We start from the raw sequence: 21,034 nt of genomic DNA on the forward strand, positions 1-21,034 counted from the left end.
AATAATTTAAAAACCAGCCTGATAAAATCCTGTCTATAAATTATTTATATTGCATTCAAAACAACTGCAAAAAATTATGAAAAAAGTCTTTCGTTTACTTGGCATTCTTCTTCTTTTAATAATTCTTTATTTTGGTTTTACCACTTACCCAAAACTCGATCTGATTTCAGGCTTTTCAGCCAAAAGCATTGCTTCGGGACATTTTTTGGATAATCGTTCGAAAGAATTAATCGAAAAGACCGACAACGATATTAATCTGATCGATCTGGCTACCAACACCATTGATGATGCCGGAAAATTTGCTACTTCGTCTGTTTATGGACTAAAAGAACGAAAAGCAATTTACCGTGAAGGTTTAGGAGCTACTTTAATTAACGATGATTTTGATGTTTCGAAACCTTATTTAGTTCCAAAACGAAACAAATTAGTTAATAATTTACCTTTTCCTTACGGGAATAACGAACCGAAATACACCGTTTTTCCCAACATTGATTATTCCAAATTGAACAAGGCAATTGATAATGCTTTTGACAAATCCGGCGGAAAATTAAAACGAACACGTGCTGTTGTTGTTTTATACAAAAATAAATTAATCGCCGAAAAATACGATACCGGTTTTACGAAAGATAGCAGAATCCTGGGATGGTCGATGACAAAAAGTATTACCAGTTCGGCTTTTGGCGTGCTTGCTAAGCAAGGAAAAATAGATATTTACAAACCTGCTCCTGTCGCAGAATGGCAAAATGACGAACGCAAAAACATCACTATCAATGATCTGCTTCACATGAATTCTGGTTTGGAGTGGGAAGAAAATTACAACACGATTTGCGATGCTACCAAAATGCTTTTTCAGGCAGAAGATATGGGGAAAGTCCAACTGGACAAACCCGCTGAATTTAAACCTAACACACATTGGAACTACTCTTCGGGAACGACCAATTTATTATCACTGATTTTAAAAAGACAATTTAAAACCCAACAGGAATATCTTGATTTTTGGTACAGTGCCGTGATTGACAAAATCGGAATGAACTCGATGATTACAGAACAGGACATGAGTGGAACTTTTGTAGGTTCTTCATACGCATGGGCAACGCCTCGCGACTGGTCAAAATTTGGATTGTTGTATTTAAATAAAGGCAATTGGAACGGCGAACAAATTCTGGATGAAAGCTGGGTAAAATACACCGCAACACCAACCAATACTTCTGAAGGAAAATATGGCGCACAATTCTGGCTGAACGCAGGAGGAAAATTTCCGGATGCACCACGTGACATGTTTTACTGCAACGGTTATCAGGGTCAAATGATTGCTATTATTCCATCAAAAGATATGGTGATTGTGAGAATGGGACTTAAGGAAGATCCTGCTTTTGATTTTAATGGGTTTTTGAAAGGGATTATTGGGAGTGTGAAATAAAAAAATGTAATATATTTCATTCTTTTTAATATATTAGTCAAAAATTCATTTGTGAAAGTATTTGAAAACATATATTTTATCGGCGGGATTCATGGTGCGGGAAAAGGAACTATTTGTAAAGAAATAGCATCTAAGACTAGATTAATACATATAACTGCAAGTCAAGTTTTAAAATGGGAAGAAATTAGCGATAGCGATAATAAACTTGTAAAAGATATTAATTCATCACAAGACCGATTAATCAAAAACTTGAAAAATCTAATTAAAAAAGATGAAATATATCTTCTTGATGGTCACTTTTGCTTGTTAAATTCAGATGACATTCCATGTAGAATTGATGAAAATACTTTTGATCAAATTAATCCAAAAGCAATATCAATTGTAATTGATGATGTTAAAGAAATTGCCGAAAGATTAAAATCAAGAGATGGTAAAATTTATAATATTCAAATTCTGAATAAATTGCAAGAAATGGAAATAGAATATGCAAAATATCTTTCAGATAAGTATTCAATTCCTTACATCGAAATAAGAGACAAAAATTATAATCAACTAATGGAAAATATTTGATGAAAATTTTACTAGACACTAATATCATTATTCATAGAGAAGCAAACAAAATATATAAACCAGAAATTGGCCAGCTTTTCAAATGGATCGATAATCTTAAATACTCCAAATACATTCATCCTTTAACCGTTGAAGAATTAGAAAGATATAAAGATCCAAATGCTCTTGGTACAATGAGTATTAAGATTGAAAGCTATAATTTACTAAAACATCAGGCTCCTTTAGGTCAGCAAATATTAAAGGTCAGCAAAAATATTGATAGTCAAGACAATGATATAAATGACACTCAAATCTTAAACGAAGTTTATGAAGGTCGAGTTGATATTTTGATTTCAGAAGATAAAAAAATCCACACTAAAGCTAATTTATTAGGTATAGGAGATAAAGTTTTTAAAATTCAAAATTTCTTAGAAAAAGTAATATCTGAAAATCCAGAATTAGTTGATTATAAAGTTTTATCTGTACAAAAAGTTGATTTTGCTGAAGTAAATATAAAAGATGATTTTTTTAATAGTTTCAGAGAGGATTATGCTGAATTTGACAAATGGTTTAATAAAAAGTCAGATGACATTTGTTATGTCTGTTATAGTGAAAATCAATTAACCGCATTTTTATTTATAAAAAGAGAAGATGAAAATGAGAATTATTCTAATCTATCTCCAGTTTTTCAACCTAAAAAAAGATTAAAAATTGGTACATTTAAAGTAACTGCAAATGGTTATAAGATTGGAGAACGATTTTTAAAAATAATTTTTGATAACGCTTTACAATTTAGAGTTGATGAAATCTATGTTACAATTTTTGATAAAAGAGAAGAACAAGAAAGATTGATAGACTTATTAAAAATATGGGGATTTAATCATTTTGGGATAAAAACTACTCAAAATGGGGAAGAGCAAGTCTATGTTAGAAAATTTAATAAAAAACTTATCAATGTTGACAATCCTAAACTAACATTTCCATTCTTTTCTCGAGAACAAAATCTTTTTATAGTTCCAATTTATCCTGAATATCACACAGAATTATTTCCTGATTCGATATTAAACACTCAATCCCCAAAAGATTTTATTGAAAACTATCCTCATAGAAATGCTTTAAGTAAAGTATATATTTCTCGTTCTTATGAGAAAAAAATGAAATCAGGTGATGTTATTGTTTTCTATATGACTGGCGGAAAATATAAGGGCGTTGCAACAACATTAGGAATAGTTGAATCTTCAATTTTAGAAATTGAAAATGAAGAAGAATTCATTTCTTTATGTAGAAAAAGAAGTGTCTTTACAAATCAGGAATTATCAGAACACTGGAATTATAATTTAGCAAATAGACCTTTTATTGTGAACTTTCTTTATACATATTCATTTAGAAATAGACCTAATCTTGAATGGTTAGTCAATAATGGAATTATTTCAAGTTATGAAAATGTACCAAGAGGCTTTTCTAAAATAACAGTTGAACAATTTAATAAAGTTTTAAGGTATGCTTATGAATAAAAATCTTTAAAGGTTTTTTAAAAATGCGATATTTGCAATTAATAATTTATGTGTTATTGTATTTATATCTAAATCAATATTTAATTAATTTTAATTATGAAAGTAGTAATGTCGATTAAGCCCCAGTTTGCAAATAAAATATTTGATGGGACAAAAAAATTTGAATTCAGAAAAGCTATTTTCAAGAACCAAAATGTTACTTCGGTTTTAGTTTATGCTTCTTCTCCTGTTCAAAAAGTAATTGGTGAATTTGAAATTGGTGAAATATTCAATTTAGACCTTAAAGAACTTTGGGATAAAACCAAAGAGCATTCAGGTATAACGGAAGATTATTTTTATGAATATTTTGAAAATAGAGAGCAAGGTTTTGCAATTCAAATAAAAAATAAAAAAAGATTTACAAATCCTAAATGTTTAAAAACAGATTATAATTTAACTCCTCCTCAATCATTTGCATATTGGTCAAATGAATAAGTTTGTTTTAGCCCCGTAGAAGTAGAAATCCTTTTTTGAGATTCTTTATCGAAAAAAAGATTGCAACGGATAGCGGGAAATAGCTCCTAAAAAAAACCGATACACTTAAAAAGTCTATCGGTTTTTGTATTTATAAATTTGTCTAAATTATTTCTTAGCCACAAACCTCGGATCAGATTCCATAACGGTTCCGCAATTATCGCAGGTTCTTAAGTCTTCTGAATTGTAGAAATGTTCAAAATGCGGCAGGAAATCTTTTTCGATATTGTGCAATTCGAAAAACACCTCATATAATTTATGATTACAGTTGTCACAATGCCAAAGCAATCCGTCTGTGTAGCCCAATCCGGCACGTTTTCGCTCGATAACCAAACCAATGGAACCCTCAGAACGAACCGGAGAATGCGGCACTTTAGCAGGATGCAGATACATATCGCCTGCATTCAGAATCATTTCTTTACGTTCGCCTTCTTCCTGAATCACTACTTTTATATTGCCTTCCAACTGGTAAAAAAGCTCTTCGGTTTCGTTGTAATGATAATCTTTTCTGGCATTTGGTCCTGCCACGATCATCACAATATAATCGCCTGAATCAACGTATAAGTTTTTATTTCCAACAGGTGGTTTTAGTAAATGACGGTTCTCGTCTATCCATTTAGTCAGGTTGAAAGGTTTTGCTATGGCCATTTTTTTTAAGATTCTGAGTTGCTAAGTTTCTGAGAGGCTAAGGTAAGAAATTTGTAGAGACGCACAGCAGTCTTTCGTACCGCCCATTTTAGACGCTCTGCTGTGCGTCTCTACAAATTCACCTCTTTTATCAAATAAATATACACCGGAAAATGATCACTGAAACCCACTTCGATTGTGCTGTGCCGCAACGGATACCCTTTGTATTTTCCAGAATTTTGGATGAGATACGGTTTATTGAAAATTCCGGCTTTCCAGAATTTAAACGATGAAAAATCAGGTTTTATGAACGATTGTGTAATAATGATCTGGTCAAAAATATCCCAGGAATCCCGAAAAGCTGTTGTTCCCATACCGCGTTTCGCCATTTCTTCAAAAGGATTATAAGTGCCAAATTCCGGTACTTCAGACTTTTTGGCTTTTGCTCCCAAGGCAGTTTTTATACTTTTATTATACGGACCGTCGTTTAAATCGCCCATTGTAATGACTTTTGCGTTTGGATTAATTTGCTGCAGCGAATCGATTATTTTTCGGTTTAATTTTCCTGCTGCTTCACGATATTCGCTTGTTGCTTTCTCTCCTCCGGAACGAGAAGGCCAGTGATTGACAATGATATTAATTTCTTCTCCTTCTAAAAAACCGGTTATCAAAAGCTGGTCACGGGTAAAAACCCGATTGTTTTGAATTGCCGGCGTTATTTCTTCATCAGTTGATTCTTCTTTTTTCTCTTCTTCTACATTTTTATTTTTCAATATATATAAAGGTATATTTGAAAAAGTAGTCGGTTTAAAAAATTTCTTCTGATACAATAATGCCACATCAATTCCGCGTTTATCGGGCGAATCAAAATGGATGATTCCGTAATCGAAAGAAAGCAGCTTAGGTTGCTTAATCAAATCTTCAAGAACGCCTCTGTTCTCAATTTCGGAACCTCCAATAAAAACAGGTGCATTTGGATTTTCCGGTGTACCGATTTCAGACAGAACTTTGGAGAGGTTCTGGAGTTTCTGATTGTATTTTTCCTTTGTCCAGTTTTGTACGCCATTTGGTGTCCACTCATCATCATTGGTATAAATATCATCAATAGTGTCAAAAAGATTTTCAAAATTATAAAAGGCAACCGTATGAATACTGTATTTTTTTGCTTGTCCGAAAGCTGTAATCCAAAAAAAGAAAATAAAACAAATTCTAAGTGAAATTATTCGCATAAATAATATGGTTTTTAAAATATTGAATTTAATCAAAATTACTATTTGTAAGATATTTCTAATAATTTTATTTTTTTTAATCTCTATCTTTGTTTTTAGATAAATTCAAAGCAAAAAAGCAAAATGAAACCAAATCTATTCTTTTCACTACACAACCATTTTGCTTTTTGTAAATTCCTATTTCTTATTTTTACTTTACATTCTTTTACCTGTCAATCACAACAAAATATGATAACACCACCTTATTTACAAAAAGGAGATACCGTAGTTCTTTTGGCAACAGCCAGAAAAAACATCGATGACAATTTAAAACCTACCATAGATTTACTCAAAAGCTGGGGATTAGAAGCTGTAATTGGAAGTTCAATTGGTCTGGATTACCACCAATTGGCAGGAACAGACGAACAGCGTGCTGCCGATTTTCAAAAACAACTGGATAATCCGAATATAAAAGCGATTTGGTGTGTACGAGGCGGTTACGGAACTGTTAGAATGCTGGATTTACTGGATTTTACGAAATTTAAACAACATCCAAAATGGGTTGTTGGTTTTAGCGATGTAACGGTTTTGCACAACCATTTAAATACAATGGGCTACAAATCGATTCACGGTGTGATGCCGGTTACGATTCCGCGTGCGACACCGGCTGCCATCAGTTCGATGAAATCGGCTTTGTTTGGTGAGCCTTTGTCTTACTCAGTTGCGCCTCATGCTATGAACCGTTTTGGTCAGGGAACAGGTGAATTGGTGGGTGGAAATCTTTCTATCTTATACAGTTTATTAGGATCACCATCGGCAATTGACTGCAAGGACAAGATTCTTTTTATTGAAGATTTAGATGAATACCTGTATCATATTGACCGCATGATGATGAATCTTAGACGTAACGGCTGTATCGAAAACCTGAAAGGAATCATTATTGGCGGTATGACTAAAATGAAGGATAATGAGATTCCATGGGGAAAAAATGCGCTGGAAATTATTGATGATGTAACCAAAAAATACAACATTCCGGTGGTCTTTAATTTTCCGGCCGGACATATTCAGGACAACCGTGCACTGGTTATGGGAAGTACGATTTCTATTGAAGTGAATGCATCTGGAAGTACTGTTGTTTTTAAGTAAAAAATTATAAGTCATGAGTTATAGGTTATGAGTTACAAATAATTTCATAACCTATACTTTTTTACAACACTTTATTACCACTTATATCTCATAACTTTTAACTCATAACTCCAAAAAATGGCAGAACACAACGAACTCGGAAAAAAAGGAGAAGATCTTGCCGTAGAATTTCTACTTCAAAATGACTATAAAATTTTAGAACGCAACTGGACTTTTCAAAAAGCTGAGATTGATATTCTTGCTAAAAAAGATCATTTTTTGGCCGTGATAGAAGTAAAGACCAGATCGAATTTAGATTACGGTTCTCCACAGGATTTTGTGAAACCAAAAAAGATTCAACTGCTCATAAAAGCAGTAAATGCCTACATAAACGATAGGGAAAAGGATTTTGATGATGATTTAGAAATCCGATTTGACATCATTGCCATCCATAAAACCGAGGAAACATTTGCTATTGAGCATCTTACTGACGCTTTTTATCATTTTTAACATATTTTTTTATTGTTATATTTGTAACAAATTGTTTTTTAATTTATATTTGCAGAGATTTATAACACAACAAACAACCAAACTAACACAATTACGTTACCCAAAAACAATTAAAAGATTATGAAAACCGTTTCTTCGATTGTAGAAAATTACATCAAAACCAAGCCATTTTTGTTAAACGCACTATCCTTGGGAATTATCAATCTGACTTCTTTATCCCGTAATATCATGACCGAACTGGAAAGTGAATTTGGTAAAGAGGTAAAACAAGGAGCTGTAGTAATGTCCTTAAAAAGACTTACAGAGGAATTAGATTTTAAACTCAACCACAAGATTAACAAAGTCATTAAAAATATTGGTGAAATCACCGTTCGTTCTGAATTGACAGATTACACTTTTGCCGCTTCTGACACCGTTTTAAACAAACAGGCTGATTTAATTTCTGATATTAATGTTTTATCTGATATTTTTTATACCTCATCACGTGGTGTAAATGAAACGAATATCGTAGTAAGCAGCAGTATCAATCATTTGGTAGAAAAACACTTTTTACGTGAAAAACTGATTCAGAAACTGGATAATCTGGCTTCTATTACCGTAAAATTACCAAAAGAAAATATCGTGGTGCCGGGAATTTACTATTTCATTTTTCAGCGTTTAGCCTGGGAAGGAATTATTATCAATGAGGTAATTTCGACTTCAAACGAATTTACGATTCTGGTAGGAGAAGAACAAGTTGATGTTGCTTTTAAAGTAATCAAAGACTTAAAAAATTAATTTTCTTTCGAGAAAATCACAATCCAAAAAAAAAGAAAAAAAAGACAATATACATATACAAAGAGGCTGTTTTACGACAGTCTCTTTTTTTATAGCGTTTCTGAATTGTTCATAACAAGAAAATTACAGAAATTCTAAAATTCTTTTCCTTAACATTTTTTTGAAATTTCCATAAAAGGCTTTTCAATAAATCTATAACATACAAAACTAAGAATTACAACAACTGGTGTAACTAAAAAAACAACAACGCAAAATTCTGATGCAGAAAGAGTTTTTGCTTCCTCAAGTCCAAATCCAAAATAAAAGACAACAAAAAGAATAATTCCGTGAATTAAATAGATACTATAAGAAATTTCTCGCATAAATTTTAATGTCGAACTTTTCAAAATTCCGAATAATGTATTTCCAGATGATATTAAAATAAAAATAATAGTTATTAAAATTTTACAAGGCATATTAGTTGATTTTTCAAACTGAATAATTAAAGCCAGACAAACCAAAATTAAAATGCTAAAGAGCTTGTTGTCTTTATTTTGAAAAGGTTTATATTTTACCACTACTGCAGCTAAAATACCTCCGACAAAAGAAAGTAAATGTTGAACATGAACTGAATTTACATAAAAATAACCTCCAATAAAAACTAAGCTAATGAAAAGATAAAAGGCAGAAGGCTTTCTCTTTAAAATTAATATTGAAATTACAGGCAAGCTAAAATAAAACAACCATTCAAAAGGAAGTGACCACACAACTCCGGCATTAATTAAATAAGTAAGACCAAAACCATTAATACTTGTATCGCGTATAACGGCAAATGTGCCCCATAAAAACATTTCATGCAAAAACTCAAATACTCCTACTTTTAAACTCCAGTCACTAATAATTATGACTAAAAACACAATTATAGCAACTGAAAAATAATACATTGGAACTAATCTAAATAATCTTGAAATAAAAAAGGCCTTCCAGTTAAATTCTTTTTTCCCTGTATTTAAAAGTTTTGAAATAAACAAAAAACTTGAAATCATGAAAAAAAAAGCAACACTTGTAGAACCAAGCTGTGTATAAAAATATGATTTAGAAGCCCACTGCTCTTTTTGAATATATTGATACCATAAACTTGCATGTGAAATAAACACACTTATTGCTAAGAATCCTCTAAGACCGTCAACAGATTCATATCTTGTAGATAAATTATTTACTTTGTATTTTAAGTTAATCACATAAGCAGTACAATAAGCAATTAAAAATATAATAACAGCAAATAAAGGATTTAAATTATTCATTGAAGATGTTCCATTTTTTAATAATTCTACCAAAAATAAAGTTTATAGATAATAAGAGGTTTTTAATCTCTCTCTTTTTGCATTTCCAAATATCAAAAAACCGAACAAAGAAACAATAATTATTTTCTTTAAAGGATTTCTTAATCACAAAAACATTAAAAAATCTAGTTTAGAAAAACTTATAATTATACTTCACAAACGGCATTATGCAAAACCGGAAAATTACAGGAGTTGGCTATAAAACACAACTGATTGGCTTTTTTGTGGAGTTCTAAAGACAGTTCAATTTGGTCTGCATTTGCAATTTTAACTTTTGGATGCAAACGAACTTCTGTGAAACGGCCGCTTCCGTCAACAGAAACTTCAAGTGTTGCTTCGGCGTTATCTGAATATTCTAAAACATCGATTCCGTTTTGGGAACACACATATAAATACGACATCATGTGGCAGGAAACCAAACTGCTTAAAAGTAAATCTTCAGGATTGTATAATTCCGGATCGCCTTTGAAAGCTTTTGCAGCCGAAATATCTAAAATTGGTTTGCCTTCAATTTTTATTTGGTGTGTTTTGCTGTAGAATTTTCTTTCTGATTGTTCCTGATTTTGTTTGGAATTCCATTTTATTGCTGCTTTGAAGAGGTGTTCTGATTTCATTATTCCTTTATTTCATTAAAATGCATTTTACAACCTATTGGATTTGGTTTCATTTCGTAAAATTTTGCATTCTTATATATCTCTTTTTTCAAACTTTTTAACTTTAAAAATAATTCAGGATTTTTCATACTCAACTTGTGATCTACATAAATAGCCTTTATCACTTTTTGATCAAAAAACACTTTTCGATCAAAACTTTCTGACACAATTGAAACAAACCTAAATTCATTTTCATAATTCCATATGTCCTGTTTCCATGTATATTCAAATATCATTTTTAGCTTAAAAACAAATGCTCTTTTCTGTTCCTCATTTAAAAATGAATTTTCTCTTACTGCATTTATAACTTTGTCTAAATTTTCATTCCCTGCACTATAATCTTTTAAATATGAAACATGTGCTTTCCACGAAATGTTTTTATTGAACGGAATAAGTTTTAAGTCATACTCTACACAAAACCCCCTGTAATTATTAGTATAATTACCCCACAAAACAGGGTTATCATTATTTAGACTAAAGCAACATATTCCTAAATTTGCCCTATGCTTTTCAAGACTTTCTCTGTTTTTTACGTGTGGATTATTGACAATTATTTCATGACGATTCTGTAACAACTCGAAAGGATCATTCAATTTTTCTGGATGCGTAAAATAAAAATACCCTTCTTCTAAAGCATTTAAATGCCAATCTGAATCTGAATAATATTTAAAAATTGAATTTGGAAAATCTAATTTAATATTGTCTTTATAAATATTAATCACTGCTAAATTTGGTTGGTTTAGATTAAAAAGATGCTCATATAAATATTCTTCAAACTTCCATTCTACTTTTAATTGTAACTCCGCCATTTCTAATGCTTTTATTTTCTTTCAAATTTAATAATTCTACTTAATTCTACTCCATAAAAAAACCTCGAAATCAAAACTTTCGAGGTTTTAGAGAACTAAAACTAATAAACTTATTTAAACTTATTTTCTAACTGAAAACTTAAAAGTAGTTTTCGTTTTATAATTTTCTCCCGGGTTTAAAACAGTCGTTGGAAAGTCTTTTTGGTTTGGAGAATCTGGGTAATGTTCTGTTTCTAAGCAAAAACCTGTTCTGTGTGCATAGGTTCCGCCGTTACGCATTGGTAAAGTTCCGTCAAGGAAATTCCCGGAGTAGAACTGAATTCCAGGTTCGTCTGTAGTCATTTCTAAAACTCTTCCGCTTGCAGGATGGTAAGCGGTTGCAATGATTGTTTTGCTTTTTTCAGGATTGTTCAGCACCCAGCAATGATCGTATCCTTTTCCTCTTTCTAACTGCTCGTTTTTAGCATCGATTTCTTTACCAACTAATTTTGGTTTTCTGAAATCAAAAGGCGTATTGGCAACATCTTCCAATTTTCCGGTTGGAATTAAGGTTGCATCTACCGGAACAATTTTATCCGCATTCAAAGTAATTTCGTGATCTAAAATTGTTTTAGTAAAATCTCCCGATAAATTGAAGTACGAATGCTGCGTTAAATTCACAACCGTTTTCTTATCTGTTGTAGCTTCGTAAAGCACTTCCAGTTCGTTGTTTTTTGTTAATGTATAGGTAACAAAAACCTGTAAATTTCCAGGATATCCTTCTTCCATATCTTTACTTAAATAAGATAATTTTAAAGAAGCTGTTTCTCCTGATTTTACTTCTTCCGCTTTCCAGACTACTCTAAAAAACCCTTCCGGTCCTCCGTGTAATGCATTTGTTTCATTGTTGATTGCTAATTGATATTGTTTTCCGTCTAATGAAAATTTACCTTTTGCAATTCGGTTTCCGAAACGTCCGATCAAAGCTCCAAAAAACGGGTTTGGTTTCTCATATTGCTCCAAAGAATTGAATCCGATCACCACATTTTCAGAAACACCGTCTTTATTTGGCACTTTCAAATCTGTAATAATACCACCAAAAGTGATGATATCTACTTCCATTCCGTTTTGGTTTTTCAGCTTATAGCTTTCAACTTTTTCTCCTTTTGGAGTTGTTCCGTAATCTGATTTTACAATTGTAACAGAATCTTTTGCGTTTTGAGTTGTGGTAGCCTCCATTTTTTTATCGCTTTTACATTGAACAGAAAGTGTTGCCAGACCGATTATCGTAATTCCGAAGGCACAACGTTTTAATACATTCATATTTTTTGGTTTAAAAGTTAGAAAGTCATAAAGTCAAAAGTCATAAAGTTGAAGGTTGAAAGTCGAAATACAAAATTCACCAAATTTTCTGGCGTTTTAAGACTTTTCAACTTTTGACTTTCGACTTTTGACTAAGTTAAAGTCCGTGTTGAAACGTATGGTAATACGCTTCGTTGGCATTCAATTTATCTTTAAAGTCTCTAATAGTTGTTTTCTCATCAATAACCAGTAATTCAATTCCGGCGATATCAGCAAAGTCTTCCATAAACTCTGTAGTAACAGACTGGCTATAAACGGTATGATGCGCTCCTCCTGCCAAAATCCAGGCTGTTGCTGCAATATCCAGATTTGGTTTGCAATCCCATAACACACGTGCAACAGGAAGTTTTGGCAATTCTGCCAATGGTTTGATGGCTTCTACTTCGTTTACAATTAAACGGAAACGGTTCCCCATATCTACCAACGAAACATTGATGGCATCTCCGGCAGGTGAATTAAATACCAAACGGGCAGGATCTTCTTTTCCTCCAATTCCAAGAGGATGTACTTCGCATGAAGGTTTTCCGTCTGCAATAGACGGACAAATCTCTAGCATGTGTGATCCTAAAACGTATGATTTTTGAGGTGTAAAATGGTAGGTATAATCTTCCATGAAAGAAGTTCCACCTTCAAGACCAATGTTCATTACTTTTAATGCTCTTACCATGGCAGCGGTTTTCCAGTCACCTTCGCCACCAAAACCATAACCATCGGCCATTAATCTTTGTGTAGCGATTCCCGGTAATTGTTTCCATACACCAAGGTTTTCAAATGTATCTGTAAAAGCTCCAAAACCTCCCTCAACAAGGAAAGCTCTTAAACCTAATTCGATTTTTGCTGCTTCTACTAATGAGCTTCTTTGTGCTCCGCCTTCTTTTAACGAATCCGTTAAGTTATAAGAAGCTTCATAAACTGCTAATAAATCATTTAATTGTGCATCTGTAACTTTCTCAATGTGTTTGGTAACATCTGAAGAATCATATCCGTTTACAGACATTCCAAAACGAATTTGAGCTTCAACTTTATCACCTTCCGTAACGGCAACTTCACGCATATTGTCTCCAATACGGGCTACTTTTAAGTTCTGAAGTTCATCCCATCCTAAAGCTACTCTTGTCCAGATGCCTAATTTTTTCTGCACTCTTTCGTCTTCCCAGTGACCTACAACCACTTTACGTTTTTTACGCATTCTGGACATGATAAAACCAAATTCACGATCTCCGTGAGCGGATTGATTAAGGTTCATGAAATCCATGTCGATAGATCCCCACGGAATTTCAGCGTTGTATTGTGTGTGTAAATGGCATAATGGTTTTTTAAGAATGCTTAAACCGCCAATCCACATTTTTGCAGGTGAAAAAGTATGCATCCAGGTAATCAATCCAATACAGTTTTTAGTGGTGTTTGCTGCCAAACATACATCTAAAATCTGAGCCGGAGATTTTACTACATCTTTGTAAACTATTTTTACCGGAATTTGAGACGAAGCGTCTAATCCTTTTGCAATTATTTGTGAATGTTCCGCCACTTTTCTTAGTGTTTCTTCACCGTATAATTCCTGGCTTCCTACTACAAACCATACTTCTTTTTGAGAGATATCAATCATTTCTTCTTTGTTATTTTGTTTCAAGTTTTCTTTGTTTCAAGTTTAAAGTTTTGAAATGCGGAAAATCTTTGTTTTAAATTGTTTTTACTATTTTGTTTTGTCTATTTCAGGTTTCCTGTTCAGCGTTCCAACAACTTGAAACAAAAAAAACCTGAAACCTGAAACAAAAATTCTATTGTCCGTAATACGAATCTTTTCCGTGTTTACGATTGTAATGTTTCTTTATTAAGGAATCTTTAAGTCTTGGTGCATTTGGGTTTATCTGTAAAGTCAGGTACGCCATTTCGGCTACGACTTCTAAAACCTTACTGTTGTAAACCGCTTTTGCTGCATTTTTTCCCCAGGCAAACGGACCGTGGTTTCCAATTAAAACCATTTCAACTTCTTCGTAGGAAAGATTTTTTTCTTCGAAACAATCCAAAATCTGGATTCCGGTATTGTGTTCATAGTTTCCTTCAATTAAAGAATCTGCCATTGGCGGCGCGCACGGAATATCAGCAGTTAAGTGATCTGCGTGTGTTGTTCCAAAGATTGGAATATCCTGTTGAGATTGCGCCCAGGCTACAGAATACGTTGCGTGTGTATGCGCAACGCCACCAATATTTGGCCAGTTTTTGTACAAATACGCATGCGTTTTAGTGTCTGATGACGGACGCATCGTTCCTTCGATAATGTTGTTGTCAAAATCGACAATCACAATATCTTCAGGTTTTAAATCTTCGTAAGGCACGCCGCTTGGCTTAATGGCAAAAACACCATTTTTTCTGTCAACCGCACTTACATTCCCAAAAGTATAAACCACCAGATTCAATGCATTTAACTGCATGTTGGCTTCGTAACATTCTTGTTTTAAATCTTTATAAAGAGAACTCATTTTCTGTAATTTTAATAGATGGATCGGCATAACTGCTTAATTGGTCGTATGCTAAAAGTAATTTGTTGTAAGCAGCCACTTTGTCAAGTTCTGGTGTGTATTCGCTTTCAAAAGGACTTCCCATTTTTTGACTGGCTTCAATTACATTTGGATAAACTCCGGAAGCTACTGCGGCATAAATTGCAGCTCCCAAAGCCGGAGCCTGATCTGATAAGGCCACTTTAATTGGTTTGTTTAAAACGTTGGCCAAAGTCTGCATGATGAAAGGAGATTTACGCGCAACCCCACCGATACCGATAACACTGTCAATTTTTACGCCTTCTTCTTCAAAACGATCCACGATTTTTTTAGATCCAAAACAGATGGCGTTCACTAAAGCTTTAAAGATATGTGGCGCTTTTGTACCTAAGGATAAGTTTGAAATAGCGCTTTTTACTTCCTGATTTGCATCCGGAGTTCTGCGTCCGTTGATCCAGTCTAAAGCGGTTGGTACACTTTCAGACAACGGAATCTTTTCGGCTTCTTTCGTTAATTCTACAATTAATTTATCGCTGAATTCTTCTCTTAATTGTTCTTTTTGAGCTTCATTTAAAATTGATGAAGCCCCTAACAATTGTTCTGTTGGCCACATCAATAATTCTTTGTACCAGGCCAATAAATCGCCAAAAGCAGATTGACCTGCTTCTAAACCAATATAACCCGGAATCACAGATCCGTCCACCTGACCGCAGATGCCGCGAACGGTTTTGGTACCTACTTCTTCGTAAGAACCAACCAAAATATCACAGGTCGAAGTTCCCATCACGCGAACTAAAGTATTTTCGCCAATTTTAGCTCCAACAGCTCCTGAATGTGCGTCGAAAGTTCCAACAGCTACAACTGTATCTGTAGAAAGTCCTAAACGGTCTGCCCATTCTTTGCTTAATTTTCCGGCAACTAAATCTGAAGTATAGGTTTCATCGTATAAATTGCCACGTAACGCAGCTAAATATGGATGTAATTTTTCTAAGAATTCAACCGGTGGAAGTCCGTTCCAGTCTTCGTGCCACATGGCTTTGTGACCTGCTGCGCAACGGCTTCTTTTGAATGTCTTTAGATCTTTATCTTCAATTAATAAATAGGTCATTAAATCGCAGTGCTCCATCCAGGTGTGCGCTGCATTTCGAACGGCTTCATCTTCTCTTGCGATGTGCAGAATTTTTGCCCAGAACCATTCTGACGAATAAATTCCGCCTACATATTTTGTTACGTTTTCTCCGCCCCAGCTTACTGCCAGTTCGTTGATTTCGTTAGCTTCGTTTATCGCTGTATGATCTTTCCACAACACCATCATCGCATTTGGGTTTTCCTCAAAACCTTTTGTCAAAGCCAGTGGAGTTCCTTCTTTTGTAACCGGTACCGGAGAAGATCCTGTAGTATCAATACAGATTCCTATTATTGCAGCAGCATCAACACCGCTTTCTTTTACAACAGTCTGAATCGTAATTTCCAGTCCTTCAATATGATCCAAAGGATGCTGACGAAACTGATTTATAGATGCATCACAATATTGTTTATTCTTCCATCTTTTATAATGCGAAACATTTGATGCCAATTCCTGCCCATTTTCAGTATCTATTAGCACCGCACGAACAGAATCTGTTCCGTAGTCCAATCCTATTACATAATTTTTCATTCCAAGTTCATTTTAAGTAGGACAAATATAAAAATAATTATTTTATAAGTGTACAAAAAACACTTAATAAAAACAGGTTTCTCAATTTTTACCAATAATTCATTAAAAAAGAATATTTTAATTTAAAAAAAGCAAAAAATACTGATTTTAAACTCATTATATTATCATAAATTCACTTTATTTACAGCATTTATATCAAATCCTGCAACCGTTTGTTTTTATTTAATTCTCTATATAATCCAACCAAACCTTCATTTTTCCAACACCACGGTTTGACCATGAATAATAGGGAATTGCTTTAAATTTCGAATTCTCAATTACATTTACACCCTTCAATAAATTGGCTTCTTTTCTTACTTTAAAAGTATCCGAAGAAGTCACATCTATTTTATCAAAATTGGTTTTATTGTCAATTTCTTCAACCGCATAAACGATTGGTCCGTACTCTAAAGACACTTTGTTTTTATTGGTTTCTACTTTCGAATTCGTTTCTACTTCCTGAACTTCCATTGGGAAATTAAGTACAATTTTGTCTCCTTTTTTCCAGGTTCTTGTTATGGTGTAATAGCCATCCTGAGGCTGAATAGCTAAGGTTTCTCCATTCACATTAATACTCGTTTTTTGAGTTGAAACTTTTTTATAAGAATATAAATCACCCGGCAATACTTCGTTTCTTGCCCAGCCCGGAACACGGAATTTAATAGTGAATTGGCTTTCTTTTTTCGGGTTAACCGAAACAGCAACTTTTCCGTTCCAGGGATATCCGGTTTGCTGTGAAATCTGTAAATCGGTTTTTCCAACTTTGAAAGAGGCGTTGTTGGATGCATATAAATTCACATATAAAACATCATTCGATTTGGAGTAAATCAATCCCGGAATAGAAGGCACAAAACGAATTAAATTGGTCGGACAGCAGGAACAGTCAAACCACGCCTGACGTGTGCAGGAACCTCTGTTTGATTTGTAAACACCATCTGCTTCCAGTGCATTTGGGTAAAAAAACTGTTTTCCGTCAAGCGAAATTCCGGAGATTAATCCGTTGTACATGGTTCTTTCAATAACATCAAAATACGATGATTTACCGTACAAACTGTGTAACCTGTGGTTCCAGTAGACATCGCCAATGGCAGCACAGGTTTCGTTGTAAGCCGTTAAATTTGGCAATTCATAATTCGGTCCAAAAGCTTCTCCGTCATGTCTGGAACCAATTCCACCGGTGATATACATTTTTTTGTTAACCATATTATTCCACAAATTATTTATGGCATCGGTATAGCCTTTGTCTTTTGTCATAGCAGCTATATCAGTCATTCCCGCATACATATAAACCGCACGAACGGCATGTCCAACGGCTTCATCCTGTTGAATTACCGGTTTATGATCCTGAGCATATTCTCCATATAATTTATGATTTTGTGGATTTCCGCGATTGTCTAAATAGTATTTCGCCAGTTTTAAATAATTTTCATTATTCGTAACCTGATACAATTTGATCAGACCGGTTTCTACAATCTGATGTCCCGGAACTCCTTTTACCTGACCAGGCCCGTCGCCAAAAGTTCGTACTAACAAATCAGCATTTTTGATGGCAATGTCAAGGAAATTTTTCTTTCCTGTCGCTTCATAATGCACCACGGCAGCTTCAATTAGATGCCCTGCATTGTAACATTCGTGACTAATTTGTAAAGACTCCCAACGTTCTCCTTCAATAACCGGAACCCACGTACAGGGTGGTTTTGCCGGATTTATGGTTCTCCAGGTTGTCAAGTAGCCGTCTTTTTCCTGACCAATTTTTACAATGGCAATCAGCGAATCTAAAACACGTTCTAATTTCGGGTTTGGTGCACTGATTAAGGTATTCGAAGCCCCTTCGATAATTTTATAAACATCGGTATCGTCAAAAGGCATTTCGCCTCTTACTTTTCCGGTTTTCTGTTTTCCTGCGATTAAGAAATTCTCAAAACGGCCTTCTTCATTACACTTTTGAATGGCGTATTCGATGGTAATTTCCTGTACTCTTTTTATAATTGGAAGCCAGAAAGAATCGGAAAGTTTTACATTCTGAATGTTAACCGGTTCAATTGGATAACCTGCTTTTAATACCGAAGTTTTATCGTTTGACTGCAACACGCTGTTTTTTGTTTCTTTACAGGAAATCAAAATCAGAAGTGACATGAAAATCGTTAAGGCTGGAAAAATATATTTTTTCATCGATTAAATTTATTTTCCTTCCAGAACAACTACAGAGAAAGGCGGAACGGTTATTTCTAATTTTCCTTTTTTATTTTCGAAACCTTTAAAAATGGTTGGTACAATTTTATTTGGCGTATCGAACGAATTGTAATCCTGTAATTTAGCAGATGTAATTACAGTTCCTGTGAAATTTTTAATACCCAGATCTTTAACATCAATCTCAATCTTATTTTTATTTTTGGCATCTACATTTACTACTGAAATATGAATCGCTCCATTTTTATCTTTTGAAGCCGAAGCGGATACTGCCGGAAGAGTTTCTCCATTAAATGTGTACAATGGCGACTGAAAACTTACTGGCAATAATTTCGCATCTTGGTGAACAGCGTACATTTTCATAACATGATACGTTGGAGTCGTAATCATTTTTGCTTTATCAGTAAGAATAACAGCCTGTAAAACGTTAACACATTGTGCTAAATTTGCCATACGAACCCTGTCTGCATGATTATTGAAAATATTAAGGGTAGCTCCGGCCAGAACCGCATCTCTCATGGTATTCTGCTGATATAAAAATCCCGGATTTGTTCCTTTTTCTACATCATACCAGGCTCCCCATTCGTCAACCATCATGGCCACTTTTTTCTCAGGGTCGTACTTATCCATGATAGCCGAATGTTTGGTAACGAGTTCTTCCATTTTTAAAGCAGATTTCATTGTTTTGAAATAGCCTTCTTCAGAAAAATCTACACCGTCTCCTTTTTTGTTCCAGTCAATTACAGCGTAATGATGCACACCCAGACCACCTAACATATTCTTCGGAATGTTTTTCATTAAAACTTCTGTCCAGTTGTAATCGGCGCTGTTTGAACCGGATGCAATACGGGTAAACCCTCCGGTATTTTCCCAATCAGACATGAACGTAGCAAACTTGCGGTACTCACCTGCATAGTATTCTGCAGTCATATTTCCACCACACCCCCATGCCTCATTTCCAATACCCCAGAATTTAACTTTCCATGGTTCTTTTCTACCGTTTTTTTGACGCAAATCACTCATTGGGCTTTTCCCTCCAAAATTGGTGTACTGAACCCAGTCTGCTAATTCCTGAACGGTTCCGCTCCCGACATTTCCTGACAAATAAGGTTCTGCCCCAAGAAGCTCACACATATTCAGGAAATCATGGGTTCCAAAACTGTTATCTTCGGTTACACCGCCCCACCATTTATTTACAATAGTTGGCCTTTGTTCCTGAGGTCCAATTCCGTCTTTCCAGTTGTACGTATCGGCAAAACAACCGCCAGGCCATCTCAAATTTGGGATTTTCAACTCTTTTAGAGCTGTAATAATATCATTACGAACTCCTTTTGTATTTGGTATTTTTGAAGTATCACCCACAAAAAATCCTCCGTAAATACAGCGTCCCAGATGTTCTGCAAAATGTCCGTAGATGTTTTTGTTTATAATTGGTGCATCAGTATCATTTTTTATTGCAATTATTGTCGTTTGATTTTGTGCAGAAATGGTTTGTAAACAAAATGTAACGAATAAAAATAAAAGTTTTTTTTTCATAGTTTTTTTGATGGTTTAGCTGTTAGAAAAAATAGTTAGTTAAGGCATTTTCTAAACTTTTTGGTTGTAGTTTTTAAACAAACATTCGATAAGTGTTTATTTAACATTTGTAAATTTAAACAAAAAAAAATCTTAAAAACAAATTGATATATCAAAATAACAACCTAATAAAAACACATTTAATAATTTAAATGTAAAACAAACATTTAAATATTGTTTTTTATTCTAAAATGACAGCTTGCAGCTTAAAAAAATTATGAATTAAGAAATGTTTATTCAAAAATGTAACTTATTACACAAAAATTCAGCATTTTACAATTACTTCGTTTTTGGATAAAAAATTTATACACTTTTTAACCTTTTCTTCTTAAAACGTGCATTGCATTTGTATTCAGAACAATATCATAATCAAATAATTATTTTAATTTAACACAAAAGCAATTGTAATAATTAATTCAAGTTGCTAGTTAATTGATTTATTTAATTGTAGCCCAAATACAAATAAAGTTAGCTTTATTAGAAAACCTTGAATTGTAACTGCGTGTATTGTTCTTGGAAACATTTTCTTGATGTCACTTATTGTTGTTTCTACTCTTTTTCTCATTTTTAGCTTTTCATATTTTTGCTTTAATGTGTCTATTCTCTTAGCGTTTGATTTACGCTGGATCTTTAATAAAATGCATTTTCTCTCCAAAGCAATATCTTCCAGCCCATAATCAGTATAGGCACTGTCACCATATAATGAA

General features: G+C 33.7%; 18 protein-coding genes and 1 pseudogene. 7 read left to right on the top strand and 12 right to left on the bottom strand.

The features are described from left to right. Positions 1-76: 76 nt before the first annotated feature. The 4 genes from FLV_RS11445 (at position 77) to FLV_RS11460 (ending at position 3,957) form a co-directional block, all read left to right on the top strand. Positions 77-1,420: a serine hydrolase domain-containing protein gene (locus FLV_RS11445; protein WP_243233977.1), complete on the top strand. Its 1,344-nt coding sequence runs from the start codon at positions 77-79 to the stop codon at positions 1,418-1,420. A 51-nt stretch (positions 1,421-1,471) separates the two neighbouring features. Continuing rightward, positions 1,472-1,990, top strand: coding sequence for an ATP-binding protein (locus tag FLV_RS11450; protein ID WP_243233978.1), 519 nt, complete (start codon positions 1,472-1,474; stop codon positions 1,988-1,990). After that, the gene (locus FLV_RS11455; protein WP_243233979.1) at positions 1,990-3,483 is read left to right on the top strand and encodes a PIN domain-containing protein; all 1,494 of its coding nucleotides are present in this window, start codon (positions 1,990-1,992) and stop codon (positions 3,481-3,483) included. Before FLV_RS11450 ends, FLV_RS11455 begins: the two co-directional genes overlap by 1 nt. A 96-nt stretch (positions 3,484-3,579) precedes the next feature. Further along, complete coding sequence (locus tag FLV_RS11460; RefSeq protein WP_180908738.1) at positions 3,580-3,957, top strand: ASCH domain-containing protein; 378 nt, start codon at positions 3,580-3,582, stop codon at positions 3,955-3,957. Between the two features lie 147 nt (positions 3,958-4,104). On the opposite strand, the gene FLV_RS11465 is transcribed toward FLV_RS11460, so the two are convergent. Further along, positions 4,105-4,644: a 3-hydroxyanthranilate 3,4-dioxygenase gene (locus tag FLV_RS11465; RefSeq protein ID WP_243233980.1), complete on the bottom strand. Its 540-nt coding sequence runs from the start codon at positions 4,642-4,644 to the stop codon at positions 4,105-4,107. Positions 4,645-4,754: 110 nt separating this feature from the next. Next, the gene (locus tag FLV_RS11470; RefSeq protein ID WP_243233981.1) at positions 4,755-5,852 is read right to left on the bottom strand and encodes an endonuclease/exonuclease/phosphatase family protein; all 1,098 of its coding nucleotides are present in this window, start codon (positions 5,850-5,852) and stop codon (positions 4,755-4,757) included. A 228-nt stretch (positions 5,853-6,080) separates the two neighbouring features. On the opposite strand from FLV_RS11470, the gene FLV_RS11475 reads away from it, so the two are divergent. From FLV_RS11475 to FLV_RS11485, 3 genes are all read left to right on the top strand, one after another. Further along, entirely contained in the window at positions 6,081-6,977 is an 897-nt protein-coding gene (locus FLV_RS11475; RefSeq protein ID WP_243233982.1) for an LD-carboxypeptidase, read from the top strand. Positions 6,978-7,094: 117 nt separating this feature from the next. Next, a complete protein-coding gene (locus FLV_RS11480; RefSeq protein WP_243233983.1) occupies positions 7,095-7,466 on the top strand; it encodes a YraN family protein in 372 nt (123 codons plus the stop codon). A gap of 120 nt (positions 7,467-7,586) precedes the next feature. Beyond that, positions 7,587-8,243, top strand: a complete 657-nt coding sequence (locus FLV_RS11485) for a hypothetical protein (protein WP_007808595.1) — start codon at positions 7,587-7,589, stop codon at positions 8,241-8,243. Positions 8,244-8,392: 149 nt separating this feature from the next. Here the strand turns inward: FLV_RS11485 and FLV_RS11490 are convergent, their stop codons facing one another. From FLV_RS11490 to FLV_RS11535, 10 genes and pseudogenes are all read right to left on the bottom strand, one after another. Beyond that, the gene (locus FLV_RS11490; RefSeq protein WP_243233984.1) at positions 8,393-9,559 is read right to left on the bottom strand and encodes an acyltransferase family protein; all 1,167 of its coding nucleotides are present in this window, start codon (positions 9,557-9,559) and stop codon (positions 8,393-8,395) included. A gap of 152 nt (positions 9,560-9,711) precedes the next feature. After that, positions 9,712-10,179 (bottom strand): OsmC family protein, encoded by a 468-nt coding sequence (locus FLV_RS11495; protein ID WP_243233985.1) that lies wholly within the window; start codon positions 10,177-10,179, stop codon positions 9,712-9,714. After that, positions 10,179-11,027, bottom strand: a complete 849-nt coding sequence (locus tag FLV_RS11500) for a DUF2971 domain-containing protein (RefSeq protein WP_243233986.1) — start codon at positions 11,025-11,027, stop codon at positions 10,179-10,181. Before FLV_RS11500 ends, FLV_RS11495 begins: the two co-directional genes overlap by 1 nt. A gap of 120 nt (positions 11,028-11,147) precedes the next feature. Continuing rightward, complete coding sequence (locus FLV_RS11505) at positions 11,148-12,329, bottom strand: aldose epimerase family protein (RefSeq protein ID WP_243233987.1); 1,182 nt, start codon at positions 12,327-12,329, stop codon at positions 11,148-11,150. A 136-nt stretch (positions 12,330-12,465) separates the two neighbouring features. Continuing rightward, positions 12,466-13,974: an L-arabinose isomerase gene (araA, locus tag FLV_RS11510; RefSeq protein WP_243233996.1), complete on the bottom strand. Its 1,509-nt coding sequence runs from the start codon at positions 13,972-13,974 to the stop codon at positions 12,466-12,468. A 172-nt stretch (positions 13,975-14,146) separates the two neighbouring features. After that, entirely contained in the window at positions 14,147-14,848 is a 702-nt protein-coding gene (locus FLV_RS11515) for an L-ribulose-5-phosphate 4-epimerase (protein WP_243233988.1), read from the bottom strand. After that, positions 14,832-16,523 (bottom strand): ribulokinase, encoded by a 1,692-nt coding sequence (locus FLV_RS11520; RefSeq protein ID WP_243233989.1) that lies wholly within the window; start codon positions 16,521-16,523, stop codon positions 14,832-14,834. The genes FLV_RS11515 and FLV_RS11520 overlap by 17 nt, the downstream gene beginning before the upstream one ends. Positions 16,524-16,745: 222 nt before the next feature. Continuing rightward, entirely contained in the window at positions 16,746-18,734 is a 1,989-nt protein-coding gene (locus FLV_RS11525) for a glycoside hydrolase family 127 protein (protein WP_243233990.1), read from the bottom strand. 9 nt (positions 18,735-18,743) lie between these two features. After that, positions 18,744-20,288, bottom strand: coding sequence for an alpha-N-arabinofuranosidase (locus tag FLV_RS11530; protein ID WP_243233991.1), 1,545 nt, complete (start codon positions 20,286-20,288; stop codon positions 18,744-18,746). A gap of 463 nt (positions 20,289-20,751) precedes the next feature. Next, positions 20,752-21,034: pseudogene (locus FLV_RS11535) on the bottom strand (IS982 family transposase); the annotation flags it as partial.

The organism is Flavobacterium pectinovorum, from assembly GCF_022802975.1.
Lineage (GTDB): Bacteria > Bacteroidota > Bacteroidia > Flavobacteriales > Flavobacteriaceae > Flavobacterium > Flavobacterium pectinovorum_B.

What these genes read in the sequence shown, in the direction of transcription:
- FLV_RS11445 (WP_243233977.1), top strand. Translation starts at nt 77, where the DNA reads ATGAAAAAAGTCTTTCGTTTACTTGGCATTCTTCTTCTTTTAATAATT.
- FLV_RS11455 (WP_243233979.1), top strand. Translation starts at nt 1,990, where the DNA reads ATGAAAATTTTACTAGACACTAATATCATTATTCATAGAGAAGCAAAC.
- FLV_RS11460 (WP_180908738.1), top strand. Translation starts at nt 3,580, where the DNA reads ATGAAAGTAGTAATGTCGATTAAGCCCCAGTTTGCAAATAAAATATTT.
- FLV_RS11465 (WP_243233980.1), bottom strand. Translation starts at nt 4,644, where the DNA reads ATGGCCATAGCAAAACCTTTCAACCTGACTAAATGGATAGACGAGAAC.
- FLV_RS11470 (WP_243233981.1), bottom strand. Translation starts at nt 5,852, where the DNA reads ATGCGAATAATTTCACTTAGAATTTGTTTTATTTTCTTTTTTTGGATT.
- FLV_RS11475 (WP_243233982.1), top strand. Translation starts at nt 6,081, where the DNA reads ATGATAACACCACCTTATTTACAAAAAGGAGATACCGTAGTTCTTTTG.
- FLV_RS11480 (WP_243233983.1), top strand. Translation starts at nt 7,095, where the DNA reads ATGGCAGAACACAACGAACTCGGAAAAAAAGGAGAAGATCTTGCCGTA.
- FLV_RS11485 (WP_007808595.1), top strand. Translation starts at nt 7,587, where the DNA reads ATGAAAACCGTTTCTTCGATTGTAGAAAATTACATCAAAACCAAGCCA.
- FLV_RS11495 (WP_243233985.1), bottom strand. Translation starts at nt 10,179, where the DNA reads ATGAAATCAGAACACCTCTTCAAAGCAGCAATAAAATGGAATTCCAAA.
- FLV_RS11500 (WP_243233986.1), bottom strand. Translation starts at nt 11,027, where the DNA reads ATGGCGGAGTTACAATTAAAAGTAGAATGGAAGTTTGAAGAATATTTA.
- FLV_RS11505 (WP_243233987.1), bottom strand. Translation starts at nt 12,329, where the DNA reads ATGAATGTATTAAAACGTTGTGCCTTCGGAATTACGATAATCGGTCTG.
- araA (WP_243233996.1), bottom strand. Translation starts at nt 13,974, where the DNA reads ATGATTGATATCTCTCAAAAAGAAGTATGGTTTGTAGTAGGAAGCCAG.
- FLV_RS11515 (WP_243233988.1), bottom strand. Translation starts at nt 14,848, where the DNA reads ATGAGTTCTCTTTATAAAGATTTAAAACAAGAATGTTACGAAGCCAAC.
- FLV_RS11520 (WP_243233989.1), bottom strand. Translation starts at nt 16,523, where the DNA reads ATGAAAAATTATGTAATAGGATTGGACTACGGAACAGATTCTGTTCGT.
- FLV_RS11525 (WP_243233990.1), bottom strand. Translation starts at nt 18,734, where the DNA reads ATGAAAAAATATATTTTTCCAGCCTTAACGATTTTCATGTCACTTCTG.
- FLV_RS11530 (WP_243233991.1), bottom strand. Translation starts at nt 20,288, where the DNA reads ATGAAAAAAAAACTTTTATTTTTATTCGTTACATTTTGTTTACAAACC.